Here is a 15,731-nt window from a genome sequence, read left to right on the forward strand (position 1 = left end):
CACGCACCTGCCCGGCGCGAGCCGCGCCGGCAATCAAGGAGTGAGTTCGTCTGTCGACCGCCATCCTGACCGGTCAGCCGGTCCCCGGGTCGCCGCTCGAAGGCGATCTGCGGTCCCTGGGGTTTGACGTCCGGGTCGCCTCCGACGCGGCGGACACCGAGACGCTGCTCGCCGCCGTCCCGGCCGGGCAGCGGGTCGCGATCGTCGACGCGCGCTTCGTGGGCCACGTCCACGCGCTCCGCCTCGGCCTCACCGACCCGCGCTTCGCGGCATCGGCCGTCACCGGCGCCGTCACCGCCAAGCCCGAGGCCAGGGCCGACCTGACGCGCGCGCTCGGCGCCACCACCGGCTCCGGCAACGGCGGCGGCTCCGCCCTCGCGGTCGAGGCGCTCGCCGACCACGTCGCCGAGGCGATCGAGGCCGGCGGCCGCGCGCTGCACCGCCCCGACCTCGGCACCCTCGTCGCCACCGTGCCCAGCGACCCGCAGGCCCGCAACGAGGCACGCCAGGCCGTCGCCGCCGTGGACGACGAAGCCGTACGCCTGCGCACCGCCGTCAAGTCGCGGGACGGCTTCTTCACGACGTACTGCATCTCCCCCTACTCCCGCTACATCGCCCGCTGGTGCGCGCGCCGGGGCCTGACCCCCAACCAGGTCACCACCGCCTCGCTGCTCGTCGCCCTGATCGCGGCGGGCTGCGCGGCCACCGGCACCCGCGCCGGCTTCGTGGCGGCAGGGCTGCTGCTGCTCTTCTCCTTCGTCCTGGACTGCACGGACGGGCAGCTCGCCCGCTACTCCCTGCAGTACTCGACGCTCGGCGCCTGGCTCGACGCGACCTTCGACCGCGCCAAGGAGTACGCCTACTACGCGGGCCTGGCGCTCGGCGCGGCCAACGCCACGGGCGACGACGTCTGGGCGCTCGCGCTCGGCGCCATGGTCCTGCAGACCTCCCGGCACGTCGTGGACTTCTCCTTCAACGAGGCGAATCACGACGCGACCGCCAACACCAGCCCCACCGCGGCCCTCTCGGACAAGCTCGACAGCGTCGGCTGGACGGTCTGGCTGCGCCGCATGATCGTGCTGCCGATCGGCGAACGCTGGGCCCTGATCGCCGTGCTCACCGCGGTGACCACCCCGCGCATCACTCTGATCGTCCTGCTCGTCGGCTGCGGCCTCGCCGCCTGCTACACCACGGCGGGCCGCGTCCTGCGCTCGCTGACCCGCAGGGCGACCCGCACCGACCGCGCCGCACAGGCCCTGGCGGACCTCGCCGACACCGGCCCGCTCGCCTCCGCCTTCGCGGCCCTGCGGCCCGGCGGCCTGCCCGTGCCCGCACCAGCCCTCGCCTTCGCCGGCGGCGCGGTGCTCGCCTGCGTGGCGGGCCTCACGTCCTACGGCAGCCCGTGGGTCGTCGTCGCCGCGGTGATCTACGTCATCACTTCGGGTCTGGCCGTCGCCCGCCCCCTCAAGGGCCCCCTCGACTGGCTGGTGCCGCCGTTCTTCCGCGCGGCCGAGTACGGCACGATCCTGCTGCTCGCCGCCAAGGCGGACGTGAACGGCGCCCTGCCCGCGGCTTTCGGACTGGTGTCCGCCGTCGCCTACCATCACTACGACACGGTGTACCGCATCCGCGGCGACGCCGGCGCCCCTCCGCACTGGCTGGTGCGGGCGATCGTCGGCCACGAAGGCAGGGCCCTGGTGGTCGCTGTCGCCGCCGCTCTGTTCACCGGCACAGATTTCACCGTCGCGCTCACGGCACTCGCCGGGGCTGTGGCACTTGTGGTGCTCGTCGAGAGCATCCGCTACTGGGTGACCGCTCACAAGCGCGGCGCACCCGCCGTACACGATGAAGGAGAACCCGCATGATCGGCCTTGTGCTGGCGGCCGGCGCCGGACGGCGTCTTCGCCCCTACACCGACACGCTTCCCAAGGCCCTGGTGCCGGTCGACGGTGACACCACCATCCTCGACCTGACCCTCGGCAACTTCGCGGAGATCGGTCTCACCGAGGTGGCGATCATCGTCGGTTACCGCAAGGAGGCGGTCTACGACCGCAAGGCGGCGCTCGAGGAGAAGTACGGCCTCAAGCTCACGCTGATCGACAACGACAAGGCCGAGGAGTGGAACAACGCCTACTCCCTCTGGTGCGGTCGTGACGCGATCAAGCACACGGTGATCCTCGCCAACGGCGACACCGTGCACCCGGTCTCCGTCGAGAAGACGCTGCTCGCCGCCCGCGGCGACGGCAAGAAGATCATCCTCGCCCTCGACACGGTGAAGAACCTCGCCGACGAGGAGATGAAGGTCATCGTGGACCCCGAGAAGGGCGTCCAGAAGATCACCAAGCTGATGGACCCGGCAACGGCCACCGGTGAGTACATCGGTGTCACGCTCATCGAGGGCGACGCCGCCGAGCAGCTGGCCGACGCCCTGAAGGCCACCTTCGAGCGCGACCCCGACCTGTACTACGAGGACGGCTACCAGGAGCTCGTCAACCGCGGCTTCAAGGTCGACGTGGAGCCGATCGGCGACGTCAAGTGGGTCGAGATCGACAACCACGACGACCTCGCCAAGGGCCGGGAGATCGCGTGCCAGTACTGACGAGGCTCATCCCCTCGCCGGTCGTCGTGGACATCCGGCCGGGGGCGCTCAACGACCTGGCCGGGGTCCTGGCCGACCAGCGGATCTGCTCGTCAACCGGCAAGCTCGCCGTCGCCATCAGCGGCGGCTCCGGCGCGGTCCTGCGCCAGCGGCTCGAACCGCAGCTGCCCACCGCCGAGTGGTTCGAGGTGGGCGGCGGCACGCTCGACGACGCCATCAAGCTCGCCGACGCCATCAAGAAGGGCCGCTACGACGCGGTCGTCGGCCTCGGCGGTGGCAAGATCATCGACTGCGCCAAGTTCGCCGCGGCGCGGGTCGGCGCGCCGCTGGTCGCCGTCGCGACGAACCTGTCGCACGACGGCCTGTGCTCGCCGGTCGCCACGCTCGACAACGACGCGGGCCGCGGCTCGTACGGAGTGCCGAACCCCATCGCGGTCGTCATCGACCTCGACGTGATCCGCGAGGCCCCCGTACGGTTCGTGCGCTCGGGCATCGGCGACGCCCTGTCCAACATCTCCGCGATCGCGGACTGGGAGCTCGCCGCCCGTGAACGCGGCGAGGACATCGACGGCCTCGCGGCCGCCATGGCGCGCCAGGCGGGCGAGGCGGTCCTGCGTCACCCCGGCGGCGTCGGCGACGACGGCTTCCTGCAGGTCCTCGCCGAGGGTCTGGTCCTCACCGGCATCGCGATGTCCGTGTCGGGCGACTCCCGCCCGGCGTCCGGCGCCTGCCACGAGATCAACCACGCCTTCGACCTCCTCTTCCCCAAGCGCGCGGCGAGCCACGGCGAGCAGTGCGGCCTGGGCGCGGCCTTCGCGATGTTCCTGCGCGGAGCACACGAGGAGTCCGCGTACATGGTGGAGGTGCTGCGCAGGCACGGTCTGCCCGTGACGCCGGAGGAGATCGGCTTCACCGTGGACGAGTTCGTCCAGGTCGTGGAGTACGCCCCGCAGACGCGCCCCGGGCGCTACACGATCCTCGAGCACCTCAATCTGAATTCCGACCAGATCAAGGACGCATACGCCGACTATGCCAAGGCCATCGGTAGCTGAACTCCGCCCCGTCGTTCACCCCATAGGGGTGAAGGACCGGCGCAGCGGTGAGCACTGGGCGGGACGCCTGTACATGCGAGAGATCTCGCTGCGCTGCGACCGCTACCTGGTGAACACCAGGATCACGCCCAACCAGCTCACGTATCTGATGACCGTGGCCGGCGCCCTCGCCGCCCCGGCGCTTCTGGTGCCGGGGATCACGGGCGCCGTGCTCGGCGTGATCATGGTCCAGCTGTATCTCCTGCTCGACTGCGTCGACGGCGAGATCGCCCGCTGGCGCAAGCAGTACTCCATGGCGGGCGTCTACCTCGACCGGGTCGCCGCCTACCTGTGCGACGCCGCGGTCCTGGTCGGCTTCGGCCTGCGCGCCGCCGACCTGTGGGGCTCGGGCCGGATCGACTGGCTGTGGGCCTTCCTCGGCACGCTCGCCGCGCTCGGCGCCATCCTGATCAAGGCGGAGACCGACCTCGTCGGTGTCGCCCGGCACCAGCAGGGCCTCGCACCGGTCAAGGAGTCGGCCTCCGAGCCGCGCTCCTCCGGCATGGCCCTGGCCCGCAGGGCGGCGGGCGCCCTGAAGTTCCACCGGCTCGTCCTCGGCATCGAGGCGTCCCTCCTGATCCTGGTCCTCGCGATCGTGGACCAGGTGCGGGGCGACCTGTTCTTCTCGCGGCTCGGTGTCGCCGTACTCGCCGGTATCGCACTGCTCCAGACGCTGCTGCACCTCGTGTCCATCCTCGCCTCGAGCAGGCTCAAGTGAGTGCGGCGGGGAGCCGGCCCCCGAAGGTCGGCGCGGTCATCATCACCATGGGCAACCGGCCGCAGGAGCTGCGCGCCCTGCTCGACTCGGTCGCCAAGCAGGACGGCGACCCGGTCGAGGTGGTGGTCGTCGGCAACGGCGCCCCCGTGCCCGACGTCCCCGAGGGCGTACGCACCGTCGAGCTGCCCGAGAACCTCGGCATCCCCGGCGGGCGCAACGTCGGCATCGAGGCGTTCGGCCCCGGCGGCACCGACGTCGACATCCTCCTCTTCCTGGACGACGACGGCCTCCTGGCCAACACGGACACGGCCCAGCTGTGCCGCGAGGCCTTCACCGCCGATCCGAAGCTCGGCATCATCAGCTTCCGCATCGCCGACCCGGACACGGGCGAGACCCAGCGCCGGCACGTCCCGCGCCTGCGCGCGGCCGACCCGATGCGCTCCTCGCGCGTGACGACCTTCCTCGGCGGCGCCAACGCCGTCCGTTCGCAGGTCATCGCCGAGGTCGGCGGGCTGCCCGACGAGTTCTTCTACGCCCACGAGGAGACCGACCTCGCCTGGCGTGCCCTGAACGCGGGCTGGATGATCGACTACCGCGCCGACATGGTGCTCTTCCACCCGACGACCGCCCCCTCGCGGCACGCGGTCTACCACCGGATGGTCGCCCGCAACCGCGTCTGGCTGGCCCGCCGGAACCTGCCCGCACTCCTGGTCCCCGTCTACCTCGGCGTGTGGATGCTCCTGACCTTGGCCAGGAAGCCTTCCGGACCGGCGCTGAAGGCCTGGTTCGGCGGGTTCAAGGAGGGCTGGACGACGCCTTGCGGACCTCGCAGGCCGATGAGGTGGCGTACGGTGTGGCGCCTGACCCGACTGGGCCGACCTCCTGTCATCTGAGAAGCTCGGGTCTGAGAACATCTGGGCCATACCCCGGTCCCTGGCCCACGCCTACGCCCGACCGGCTGCGCATCTGAAGACGAAAGTTTCCACTCGTGAGTGAGACAACGCATGACGGCGGAGTCGCGGTGAGCGCGCCCCCGTCGCCCGATGACGGGCTCTCCCGCGCCGAGCTCGCCGCCAAGTACGGTCTGTCCGTCAGCGGCGCACGGCCCGGACTTTTCGAGTACGTCCACCAGCTCTGGGGACGGCGCCACTTCATCCTCGCCTTCTCGCAGGCGAAGCTGACCGCCCAGTACAGCCAGGCCAAGCTCGGCCAGCTGTGGCAGGTGGCGACGCCGCTCCTCAACGCGCTCGTCTACTTCCTGATCTTCGGCCTGATCCTCGAAGCGGACCGGGGCTTCGAGCGCGAGGTCTACATCCCCTTCCTGGTCACCGGTGTCTTCGTCTTCACCTTCACGCAGTCCTCGGTGATGGCGGGTGTCCGGGCGATCGCGGGCAACCTCGGTCTGGTGCGGGCGCTGCACTTCCCGCGGGCGTCCCTGCCGATCTCGTTCTCGCTGCAGCAGCTCCAGCAGCTGCTGTTCTCGATGATCGTGCTGTTCGTGATCACGATCGGCTTCGGCAGTTACCCCAAGCTGTCATGGCTGCTGATCGTCCCGGCCCTGGCCCTTCAGTTCCTGTTCAACACGGGCCTCGCGATGATCATGGCGCGGCTCGGCAGTAAGACCCCCGACCTCGCGCAGCTGATGCCGTTCGTGATGCGTACGTGGATGTACGCGTCCGGCGTGATGTTCTCCATCCCGGTCATGCTCAAGGGCAAGCCGGAGTGGATCGCGGACATCCTGCAGTGGAACCCGGCGGCCATCTACATGGACCTGATGCGGTACGCGCTGATCGACGGCTACGGCGTGGAATACCTCCCGCTGGGCTACTGGTCCTGGGCGATCGCGGGCGGCTGGGCCGTGCTCGTCGCGGTCGGAGGCTTCGTGTACTTCTGGAAGGCTGAGGAGCGTTACGGCCGTGGCTGACGAGGACAAGAACCCCGACAAGACGCACATCCCCACCGTCATCGCGGACGAGCTGCACATCGTCTACCGCGTGAACGGCGCGAAGACGGGCAAGGGCAGCGCCACCTCCGCGCTGAGCCGCATCCTCAAGCGCGGCGAGGAGCGGGGCGTGCGCAAGGTGCACGCCGTGCGCGGCGTCAGCTTCACCTCCTACCGCGGCGAGGCCATCGGCCTGATCGGCTCGAACGGCTCCGGCAAGTCGACGCTGCTGCGTGCCATCGCCGGGCTGCTCCCCGCCGAGAAGGGCAAGGTCTACACCGACGGCCAGCCCTCGCTGCTCGGCGTCAACGCGGCCCTGATGAACGACCTGACGGGCGAGCGCAACGTCATACTCGGCGGGCTCGCGATGGGCATGACACGCGAGCAGATCAGGGACCGCTACCAGGACATCGTCGACTTCTCGGGGATCAACGAGAAGGGCGACTTCATCACCCTGCCGATGCGCACCTACTCCTCCGGCATGGCGGCCCGCCTGCGCTTCTCCATCGCGGCCGCCAAGGATCACGACGTACTGATGATCGACGAGGCGCTCGCGACGGGCGACCGCAAGTTCCAGAAGCGCTCCGAGGCCCGCATCCGCGAGCTCCGCAAGGAGGCTGGCACGGTCTTCCTGGTCAGCCACAACAACAAGTCCATCCGTGACACCTGCGACCGCGTCCTGTGGCTGGAACGCGGCGAGCTGCGCATGGACGGGCCGACCGACGAGGTCATAAAGGAGTACGAGAAGTTCACGGGCAAATAGCCCCCTCCCGTACACCCGAATGAGACAAGGTCCCGCCGGAGTCAACCCGGCGGGACCTTTCTGCGTCCTGTGTCTTTGGCCGCCTCAGCGGTCACTTCGGGCCTCTCAAGTCCCCCTGGCCCGGGGAAGATTGACGCCAATCGGTGTGTTGTTGTGATGCGCGGAACACCCCGACGACGCACGCTGCGTTGTACAACGTAAGCTGTACCGGTGCTGATTCGCGGCAAGTGGGGCGATATCGCGCGGCGCCCCGGCTCATGACACGGACCGCCTCGCGGAGTGCCGGGCGGCGTGTCCGAAATAGGATGTAATGGGTCGGCAGTGTAGAACGGGAGATGTGACGGCAATGGCTACGGATGATCTCCAGCTACGCGACGCATCCGCCGTCCTCGCGAAGGCCGCGGACGAGAACTTCCCCGTGGCGCCCTTCTTCCTGCCCCGCGCCTGGCGCGACGACCTCATGGCCGTGTACGGCTACGCCCGCCTCGTCGACGACATCGGCGACGGCGACCTGGCCCCCGGCGGCGCCGACGCCCGCCACCTCGGTGTGGACCCCGGGGCCGCCGACGACCGGCTCGCCCTCCTGGACGCCTTCGAGGCCGACCTGCACCGGGTCTTCGACTCCACCCCGAGGCACCCCCTGATGCGGGCCCTCCAGCCCACCGTGCGCCGCTGCGGCCTCACGCCCGAGCCCTTCCTCGGCCTGATCGCGGCCAACCGCCAGGACCAGGTCGTCGCACGCTACGAGACGTACGACGACCTGCTCGCCTACTGCGAGCTGTCCGCGAACCCCGTGGGCCGGCTCGTCCTCGGCATCACCGGCACCGCGACCCCGGAGCGCATCCGCCGTTCGGACGCCGTGTGCACCGCCCTCCAGATCGTCGAGCATCTCCAGGATGTCGCCGAGGACCTGGAGCGGGACCGCATCTACCTGCCCGCACAGGACATGAAGCGATTTCATGTCCAGGAGCGGGACCTGGCCGTACCGACAGCAGGCGCATCGGTGCGCGCGCTGGTCGCGTACGAAGCAGAACGCGCCCGCTGCCTCCTGAATGAAGGAACCCCCTTGGTGGGTAGCGTCCACGGCAGGCTGAAGGTGCTGCTTGCGGGCTTCGTGGCTGGGGGGAGGGCGGCGGTCCACGCGATCGCCGCCGCCGGATACGACGTACTTCCCGGACCGCCCAAGCCCGCCAAGCCGCGTTTGCTGCGTGAGGTGGGAGCGGTTCTGCGAGGAGAGGGGTGAGCCGGACCGTGGAGTCAGGCCCGAACGTGTCCGCGCCGGTACTCGCCGCATACAGCTACTGCGAGGCCGTGACCGGACAGCAGGCACGCAATTTCGCCTACGGCATCAGGCTGCTTCCGATGCCCAAGCGCCGCGCCATGTCGGCCCTCTACGCCCTCTCGCGGCGCGTGGACGACATCGGCGACGGCCTGCTCGCCCCGGACGTCAAGGCCGAGCGCCTCGACGAGACCAGGGCGCTGCTCGTCCGGATCCGCGAGGGGCAGGTGGACGAGGACGACACCGACCCCGTGGCGGTGGCGCTCGCGCATGCCGCGGCACACTTCCCCATCCCGCTCGGCGGCCTCGACGAACTGATCGACGGCGTCCTGATGGATGTCCGGGGCGAGACGTACGAGACGTGGGAGGACCTCAAGGTCTACTGCCGGTGCGTGGCCGGGGCCATCGGGCGGCTCTCCCTCGGCGTGTTCGGCACGGAGCGGGGGGCGCCCCACGCCGAGCGCGCGCCGGAGTACGCGGACACGCTCGGCCTCGCGCTCCAACTGACCAACATCCTGCGTGACGTTCGCGAGGACGCGGAGGGCGGCCGCACGTACCTGCCGGCCGACGATCTCGCCAAGTTCGGCTGCTCCGCGGGGTTCTCGGGCGCGGAGCCGCCCGCCGGGTCCGATTTCGCCGGGCTCGTGCACTTCGAGGTGCGCAGGGCGCGGGCGCTCTTCGCCGAGGGATATCGGCTCCTTCCGATGCTCGACCGGCGCAGCGGGGCCTGCGTCGCCGCCATGGCGGGCATCTACCGGCGGCTCCTCGACCGCATCGAGCGGGAGCCGGACGCGGTCCTGCGGGGCCGTGTCTCGCTGCCGGGCCGCGAAAAGGCGTATGTCGCCGTGCGCGGACTCTCCGGTCTCGATGCGCGCACCATCTCCCGACAGACCATCAGGAGGCGTACTTGATGGGCAACCACGGCAGATGCGGCGAACGTAGGACAACCTCGTGCAACCGGTGGGCAACCCTCCGCTCCGGCCCGGCGTCCCAGACTGCAACGGCCGAGGGGGGAAGCGCATGAGCAAGGACGACATCCGGCCGGCCGCGGAGGCCGACGGCGAAGCAGGACGGGGGGCCGCCGTGGTGGTCGGCGGCGGTCTCGCCGGCATCACCGCGGCGCTGTCCCTCGCCGACGCGGGCCTGCGCGTGACGCTGCTCGAAGGACGCCCGCGCCTGGGCGGGCTCGCCTTCTCCTTCAAGCGCGGCGAACTGACCGTCGACAACGGCCAGCACGTCTATCTGCGCTGCTGCAACGCCTACCGCTGGTTCCTCGACCGCGTCGACGGCGCGGCTCTCGCGCCGTTGCAGGAACGTCTCGACGTGCCCGTGCTCGACGCCGACCGGCGGCGCCTGGGTCGCCTGCGGCGCACCGCGCTGCCCGTGCCGCTGCACCTGGCGGCAAGCCTGGCCACCTATCCGCACCTGTCGCTCGCGGAGCGCGCGGCCGTGGGCCGCGCCGCGCTCGCCCTCAAGGGGCTCGATCCGGCCGACCCCAAGCTCGACGGCCAGGACTTCGGCAGCTGGCTCGCCGCGCGCGGCCAGTCGCCGCGTGCCGTCGAGGCCCTGTGGGACCTCGTCGGTGTGGCCACGCTGAACGCCGTCGCGGGGGACTCCTCGCTCGGACTGGCCGCGATGGTCTTCAAGACCGGCCTGCTCTCCCGGCCGGGCGCCGGCGACATCGGCTGGGCACGCGTGCCCCTCGGTGATCTCCATGACACGCTCGCCCGCAAGGCGCTCGACTCCGCGGGCGTGCGAACCGAACTGAGGACACGAGTCACCTCCATCTCCCGTACACAGAACGGGGGTTGGAAGGTCCAAGTTCCCGGCGAGGACATCGAGGCGCAAACGGTCGTGCTCGCCGTGCCGCAGCACGAGACGCACGACCTGCTCCCGGACGGCGCCCTCGACGAGCCCGACCGGCTCCTCGACATCGACACCGCACCGATCCTCAACATCCACGTCGTGTACGACCGCAAGGTCCTCAAGCGGCCCTTCTTCGCGGCCATCGGCTCGCCGGTGCAGTGGGTCTTCGACCGCACCGACGCCTCCGGCCTCGCCGAGGGCCAGTACCTCGCACTGTCCCAGTCCGCCGCCCGGGACGAGATCGACGCCCCCGTCGCCGCGCTGCGCGAGCGCTATCTGCCGGAGCTCGAGCGGCTGCTGCCCGCCGCGCACGGCGCGGAGGTACGGGACTTCTTCGTGACCCGGGAGCGCACGGCGACGTTCGCGCCGACTCCCGGCGTGGGCCGGCTGCGGCCCGGCGCTCGCACCAAGGCTCCCGGCCTGTACCTGGCCGGGGCGTGGACCGCCACCGGGTGGCCCGCGACCATGGAGAGCGCCGTCCGCAGTGGCATCAGTGCCGCCGGGGCAGCCCTCTCCGCTCTGGACCGACCGCGTGATCATCTCTTCGATTTCGAGGAGGCCGCGTGAAGCCAGACCTTCTGGGGGCAGCTCCCCAGAATTTCAGCTCCGGAACAAGAGGAGAGACTGTGCCGACTGTGCCCTCGGCCGAATCGGCTGCCGACACGGTGGACGTGACCTCACTGCTCGAGCGCGGAAGGACGCTGGCCACCCCGGTGCTGCGGTCGGCCGTGGACCGTCTCGCGCCGCCCATGGACACCGTCGCCGCCTACCACTTCGGCTGGATCGACGCCGAGGGCAACCCGGCGGACGGTGACGGCGGCAAGGCCGTGCGCCCCGCGCTCGCCCTGCTCTCCGCGGAAGCCGCGGGGGCCGCGCCGGAAGTCGGCGTACCCGGAGCTGTCGCCGTCGAACTGGTGCACAACTTCTCGTTGCTGCACGACGATCTGATGGACGGCGACGAGCAGCGCCGCCACCGCGACACGGTGTGGAAGGTGCACGGCCCCGCGCAGGCCATCCTCGTCGGCGACGCCCTCTTCGCGCTCGCCAACGAGATCCTCCTGGAGATCGGCACCGTCGAGGCGGGCCGCGCCACGCGCCGCCTGACCACCGCCACCCGCGCCCTGATCGACGGCCAGGCGCAGGACATCTCCTACGAGCACCGCGAGCGGGTCACCGTCGAGGAGTGCCTGGAGATGGAGGGCAACAAGACCGGCGCCCTCCTCGCCTGCGCGGTCTCCATCGGCGCCGTCCTCGGCGGCGCGGACGACCGCACCGCCGACGTCCTGGAGAAGTACGGCTACCACCTCGGCCTCGCCTTCCAGGCCGTGGACGATCTGCTCGGCATCTGGGGCGACCCGGAGTCCACCGGCAAGCAGACCTGGAGCGACCTGCGCCAGCGCAAGAAGTCGCTGCCGGTCGTGGCCGCGCTCGACGCGGGCGGTCCGGCGTCCGAGCAGCTCGGCGAGCTGCTCGCGGCCGACGCCAAGAGCAACGACTTCGACAGCTTCTCCGAGGAGGAGTTCGCCGCGCGCGCCGCCCTGATCGAGCAGGCGGGCGGCCGCGAGTGGACCGCCGAGGAGGCCAGGCGCCAGCACACCATCGCCATCGAGGCGCTCGACACCATCGAGATGCCCGAGCAAGTACGGGCCCAGCTCGTCGCGCTCGCCGACTTCGTCGTCGTACGAAAGAGATGATCACTATCGAGCAGATATAGCGCTCGCAGTCGCCGGCCGGCGCCCAGCGCGTCGGCCGACGGCGGACCCACAGCAGAGAAGACGACTGCACGAAGGGGAAGCCATGACAGCGACGACCGACGGAAGCACCGGAGCGGTGACGCCCCGCGCACCTTCGGCCAGCCAGCCACTCGACACGACCGCCGCGCCGCCAGGGCCACATGAAGCTGCCGCGCGCGCCATAGAGCGCTCCACCGCGTTCCTGCTCTCGCAGCAGGACGCGCAGGGCTGGTGGAAGGGCGACCTCGACACGAACGTGACGATGGACGCCGAAGACCTGCTGCTCCGTCAGTTCCTGGGAATCCGGGACGAGGAGACCACCCGCGCCGCCGCGCTCTTCATCCGCGGCGAGCAGCGCGAGGACGGGACCTGGGCCACCTTCTTCGGCGGCCCCGGTGAACTCTCCACCACCATCGAGGCGTACGTCGCGCTGCGTCTGGCGGGCGACGCCCCGGACGACCCGCACATGGCCAGGGCCGCCGCCTGGATCCGCGACCAGGGCGGCATCGCAGAGAGCCGCGTCTTCACCCGTATCTGGCTCGCCCTGTTCGGCTGGTGGAAGTGGGACGACCTGCCCGAACTCCCGCCGGAGCTCATCTACTTCCCCAAGTGGCTGCCCCTCAACATCTACGACTTCGGGTGCTGGGCCCGCCAGACGATCGTGCCGCTCACCGTCGTCTCCGCCAAGCGACCCGTCCGGCCCGCGCCCTTCGCCCTCGAAGAGCTGCACAGCGACGCGCGCGTGCCGAACCCGAGCAAACCCCTTGCTCCCATGGGCAGTTGGGACGGCGTGTTCCAGCGGCTCGACAAGGCGCTGCACCTCTACCACAGGGTCGCCCCGCGCCGGGTGCGCAAGGCCGCGATGAACAGCGCCGCCCGCTGGATCATCGAACGGCAGGAGAACGACGGCTGCTGGGGCGGCATCCAGCCGCCCGCCGTCTACTCCGTGATCGCGCTGCACCTGCTCGGCTACGACCTCGAACACCCGGTCCTCAAGGCCGGCCTGGCCTCGCTCGACCGGTTCGCGGTCTGGCGCGAGGACGGCGCCCGCATGATCGAGGCCTGTCAGTCGCCGGTCTGGGACACCTGCCTGGCGACCATCGCACTTGCCGACGCCGGCGTGCCCGCCGACCACCCGCAGCTCATCAAGGCGGCCGACTGGATGCTCGGCGAGGAGATCGCGCGGCCCGGCGACTGGTCCGTACGCAAGCCCCAACTGGCCCCCGGCGGCTGGGCGTTCGAGTTCCACAACGACAACTACCCCGACATCGACGACACCGCCGAGGTCATCCTGGCCCTGCGCCGGGTCGAACACCCCGACCGCGCGCGCATGGAGCACGCGATCTCCCGCGGGGCGCGCTGGACCCTGGGCATGCAGTCGAGGAACGGCGCCTGGGCCGCCTTCGACGCCGACAACACGAGCCCCTTCCCCAACCGGCTGCCGTTCTGCGACTTCGGCGAGGTCATCGACCCGCCGTCGGCCGACGTCACCGGGCACGTCGTCGAGATGCTCGCCATCGAGGGCAAGGCACACGACCCGCGCACCCGCCGCGGCATCGAGTGGCTGCTCGCCGAACAGGAGCCGGACGGCTCGTGGTTCGGCCGCTGGGGCGTCAACTACGTATACGGAACAGGGTCCGTGGTGCCCGCCCTGGTCGCGGCGGGCCTGCCCGCCTCCCACCTCGCGCTGCGCCGCGCCGTCAGCTGGCTGGAGTCGGTACAGAACGACGACGGCGGCTGGGGCGAGGACCTGCGCTCCTACCGCTACGAGGAGTGGCGCGGCCACGGCGCCTCCACCGCGTCACAGACCGCGTGGGCGCTCCTCGCGCTGCTCGCGGCCGGCGAGCACGAGTCCAAGGCCGTGGAGCGGGGCATCGCCTGGCTCGCCGAGACCCAGCGGGAGGACGGATCCTGGGACGAGCCCTACTTCACCGGCACCGGCTTCCCCTGGGACTTCTCCATCAACTACCACCTCTACCGGCAGGTGTTCCCGCTCACCGCACTCGGCCGGTACGTCAACGGAGAACCCTTCGCGGGCCTCTGCGCCAAGGGGGGTTGATGGACCGGACCCCGGCCGCGCCTGGCCCCGCACCGCTGCTGATCGCCTGCGCGCTCGGCATCGAGCACCTCGCCCTGCGCACGGGAGACCGCACAGGCGCCCCCGGGCGGCTCACCGTGCTCCGCACGGGCATGGGCCCCAAGAACGCCGAGCGGGCCGTCACCGGCGCACTCGGCAAGGAACCGCTGCGCCACGCCGCCGTCGTGGCCACCGGCTTCTGCGCCGGGCTCGCACCCGGCATGCACCCCGGTGATCTGGTCGTCGCCGACCAGACCCGCGACGCACACGGCCACACGCCCTGTGTCGGTACGGAACTGCTGGTCGAGGAGCTGATGCGGGCCATGCCCGGCCGCACCGTGCACACCGGACCGCTGACCGGCTCCGACCATGTCGTCCGCGCCCACGAACGCGCCGCCCTGCTCGCCACGGGAGCGATCGCGGTGGACATGGAGTCCGCCGTGACGCTGCACAGCGCGCTGAGGGCGGGAGACCGGCCGGTTGCCGCCGTCCGGGTGGTCGTGGACGCCCCACAGCACGAACTCGTCCGCGTCGGCACGGTACGCGGTGGAATATCGGCTTTCCGTGTTCTTCGTGCCGTGCTTCCCGCATTTTTCGAATGGCACCGTTCTTCTTTGCTCCCTCGGAGGTGAGCCAGATGGCCATGCCGCTGCGCCAGACCATCAAGGTCGCGACGTATCTCTTTGAACAGAAGCTCCGCAAGCGTGACAAGTTTCCGCTGATCGTCGAGTTGGAGCCGCTCTTCGCGTGCAACCTCGCATGCGAGGGGTGCGGCAAGATCCAGCACCCGGCCGGAGTGCTCAAACAGCGTATGCCGGTGGCCCAGGCCGTGGGCGCCGTGCTCGAGTCCGGTGCGCCGATGGTGTCCATCGCGGGCGGCGAGCCCCTGATGCACCCTCACATCGACGAGATCGTGCGGCAGTTGGTGGCCAAGAAGAAGTACGTCTTCCTCTGCACCAACGCCATGCTGCTGCGCAAGAAGCTGGAGAAGTTCACTCCCTCTCCCTACTTCGCGTTCGCCGTGCACATCGACGGCATGCGCGAGCGGCACGACGAATCCGTCGCCAAGGAGGGCGTGTTCGACGAGGCGGTGGCCGCGATCAAGGAAGCCAAGAAGCGCGGTTTCCGGGTCACCACCAACTCCACCTTCTTCAGCAACGACACGCCGCAGAACATCATCGAGGTCCTGAACTTCCTCAATGACGAACTGCAGGTCGACGAGATGATGCTCTCGCCCGCCTACGCCTACGAGAAGGCGCCGGACCAGGAGCACTTCCTGGGCGTCGAGCAGACCCGCGAGCTGTTCAAGAAGGCCTTCGCGGGCGGCAACAGGCTGCGCTGGCGGCTGAACCACTCGCCGCTGTTCCTCGACTTCCTGGAGGGCAAGGCCGACTTCCCCTGCACCGCGTGGGCGATCCCGAACTACTCGCTCTTCGGCTGGCAGCGCCCCTGCTACCTGATGAGCGACGGGTACGTCCCCACGTACAAGGAGCTCATCGAGGAGACCGACTGGAGCAAGTACGGCCGCGGCAAGGACCCGCGATGCGCCAACTGCATGGCGCACTGCGGCTACGAGCCGACCGCCGTCCTGGCCACCATGGGCTCCCTCAAGGAGTCCATCCGCGCCGCCCGTGAGACGGTCTCCGCCAACCGCGCGGGGTGA

14 protein-coding genes are annotated in these 15,731 nt (G+C 70.4%); all 14 read left to right on the top strand.

The window, feature by feature from the left end; genetic code table 11:
- The first annotated feature begins 50 nt into the window (after nt 1-50).
- The 14 genes from ABZ906_RS04330 (at nt 51) to hpnH (ending at nt 15,731) form a co-directional block, all read left to right on the top strand.
- Nucleotides 51-1,865 (top strand): DUF5941 domain-containing protein, encoded by a 1,815-nt coding sequence (locus ABZ906_RS04330; protein WP_361186071.1) that lies wholly within the window; start codon nt 51-53, stop codon nt 1,863-1,865.
- Nucleotides 1,862-2,599 carry a phosphocholine cytidylyltransferase family protein gene (locus tag ABZ906_RS04335; RefSeq protein WP_190080615.1) on the top strand — a complete coding sequence of 246 codons (738 nt, stop codon included), beginning with the start codon at nt 1,862-1,864 and terminating at the stop codon, nt 2,597-2,599. The genes ABZ906_RS04330 and ABZ906_RS04335 overlap by 4 nt, the downstream gene beginning before the upstream one ends.
- Entirely contained in the window at nt 2,587-3,651 is a 1,065-nt protein-coding gene (locus ABZ906_RS04340) for an iron-containing alcohol dehydrogenase family protein (RefSeq protein WP_361185437.1), read from the top strand. Before ABZ906_RS04335 ends, ABZ906_RS04340 begins: the two co-directional genes overlap by 13 nt.
- Nucleotides 3,629-4,408, top strand: a complete 780-nt coding sequence (locus ABZ906_RS04345) for a CDP-alcohol phosphatidyltransferase family protein (RefSeq protein ID WP_361185440.1) — start codon at nt 3,629-3,631, stop codon at nt 4,406-4,408. The genes ABZ906_RS04340 and ABZ906_RS04345 overlap by 23 nt, the downstream gene beginning before the upstream one ends.
- A 47-nt stretch (nt 4,409-4,455) precedes the next feature.
- Nucleotides 4,456-5,301: a glycosyltransferase gene (locus tag ABZ906_RS04350; RefSeq protein ID WP_361378080.1), complete on the top strand. Its 846-nt coding sequence runs from the start codon at nt 4,456-4,458 to the stop codon at nt 5,299-5,301.
- Between the two features lie 95 nt (nt 5,302-5,396).
- Nucleotides 5,397-6,332: an ABC transporter permease gene (locus tag ABZ906_RS04355; RefSeq protein WP_361185442.1), complete on the top strand. Its 936-nt coding sequence runs from the start codon at nt 5,397-5,399 to the stop codon at nt 6,330-6,332.
- Nucleotides 6,325-7,113, top strand: coding sequence for an ABC transporter ATP-binding protein (locus ABZ906_RS04360; RefSeq protein WP_361185445.1), 789 nt, complete (start codon nt 6,325-6,327; stop codon nt 7,111-7,113). The genes ABZ906_RS04355 and ABZ906_RS04360 overlap by 8 nt, the downstream gene beginning before the upstream one ends.
- Before the next feature lie 346 nt (nt 7,114-7,459).
- A complete protein-coding gene (gene hpnC, locus ABZ906_RS04365; RefSeq protein WP_361377149.1) occupies nt 7,460-8,356 on the top strand; it encodes a squalene synthase HpnC in 897 nt (298 codons plus the stop codon).
- Nucleotides 8,353-9,303, top strand: a complete 951-nt coding sequence (gene hpnD / locus ABZ906_RS04370) for a presqualene diphosphate synthase HpnD (protein ID WP_361377152.1) — start codon at nt 8,353-8,355, stop codon at nt 9,301-9,303. The genes hpnC and hpnD overlap by 4 nt, the downstream gene beginning before the upstream one ends.
- A 109-nt stretch (nt 9,304-9,412) precedes the next feature.
- Nucleotides 9,413-10,825, top strand: a complete 1,413-nt coding sequence (hpnE, locus tag ABZ906_RS04375) for a hydroxysqualene dehydroxylase HpnE (RefSeq protein WP_361377155.1) — start codon at nt 9,413-9,415, stop codon at nt 10,823-10,825.
- A gap of 68 nt (nt 10,826-10,893) precedes the next feature.
- The gene (locus tag ABZ906_RS04380) at nt 10,894-11,952 is read left to right on the top strand and encodes a polyprenyl synthetase family protein (protein ID WP_361186075.1); all 1,059 of its coding nucleotides are present in this window, start codon (nt 10,894-10,896) and stop codon (nt 11,950-11,952) included.
- Between the two features lie 103 nt (nt 11,953-12,055).
- Nucleotides 12,056-14,050: a squalene--hopene cyclase gene (gene shc / locus ABZ906_RS04385; RefSeq protein WP_361377158.1), complete on the top strand. Its 1,995-nt coding sequence runs from the start codon at nt 12,056-12,058 to the stop codon at nt 14,048-14,050.
- Nucleotides 14,050-14,700: a 1-hydroxy-2-methyl-2-butenyl 4-diphosphate reductase gene (locus tag ABZ906_RS04390; protein WP_361377161.1), complete on the top strand. Its 651-nt coding sequence runs from the start codon at nt 14,050-14,052 to the stop codon at nt 14,698-14,700. Before shc ends, ABZ906_RS04390 begins: the two co-directional genes overlap by 1 nt.
- Nucleotides 14,701-14,705: 5 nt before the next feature.
- Nucleotides 14,706-15,731 (top strand): adenosyl-hopene transferase HpnH, encoded by a 1,026-nt coding sequence (hpnH, locus tag ABZ906_RS04395; protein WP_361185462.1) that lies wholly within the window; start codon nt 14,706-14,708, stop codon nt 15,729-15,731.

It is taken from the genome of Streptomyces sp. NPDC046925, from assembly GCF_040644915.1.
In the GTDB taxonomy this organism is placed as follows: domain Bacteria; phylum Actinomycetota; class Actinomycetes; order Streptomycetales; family Streptomycetaceae; genus Streptomyces.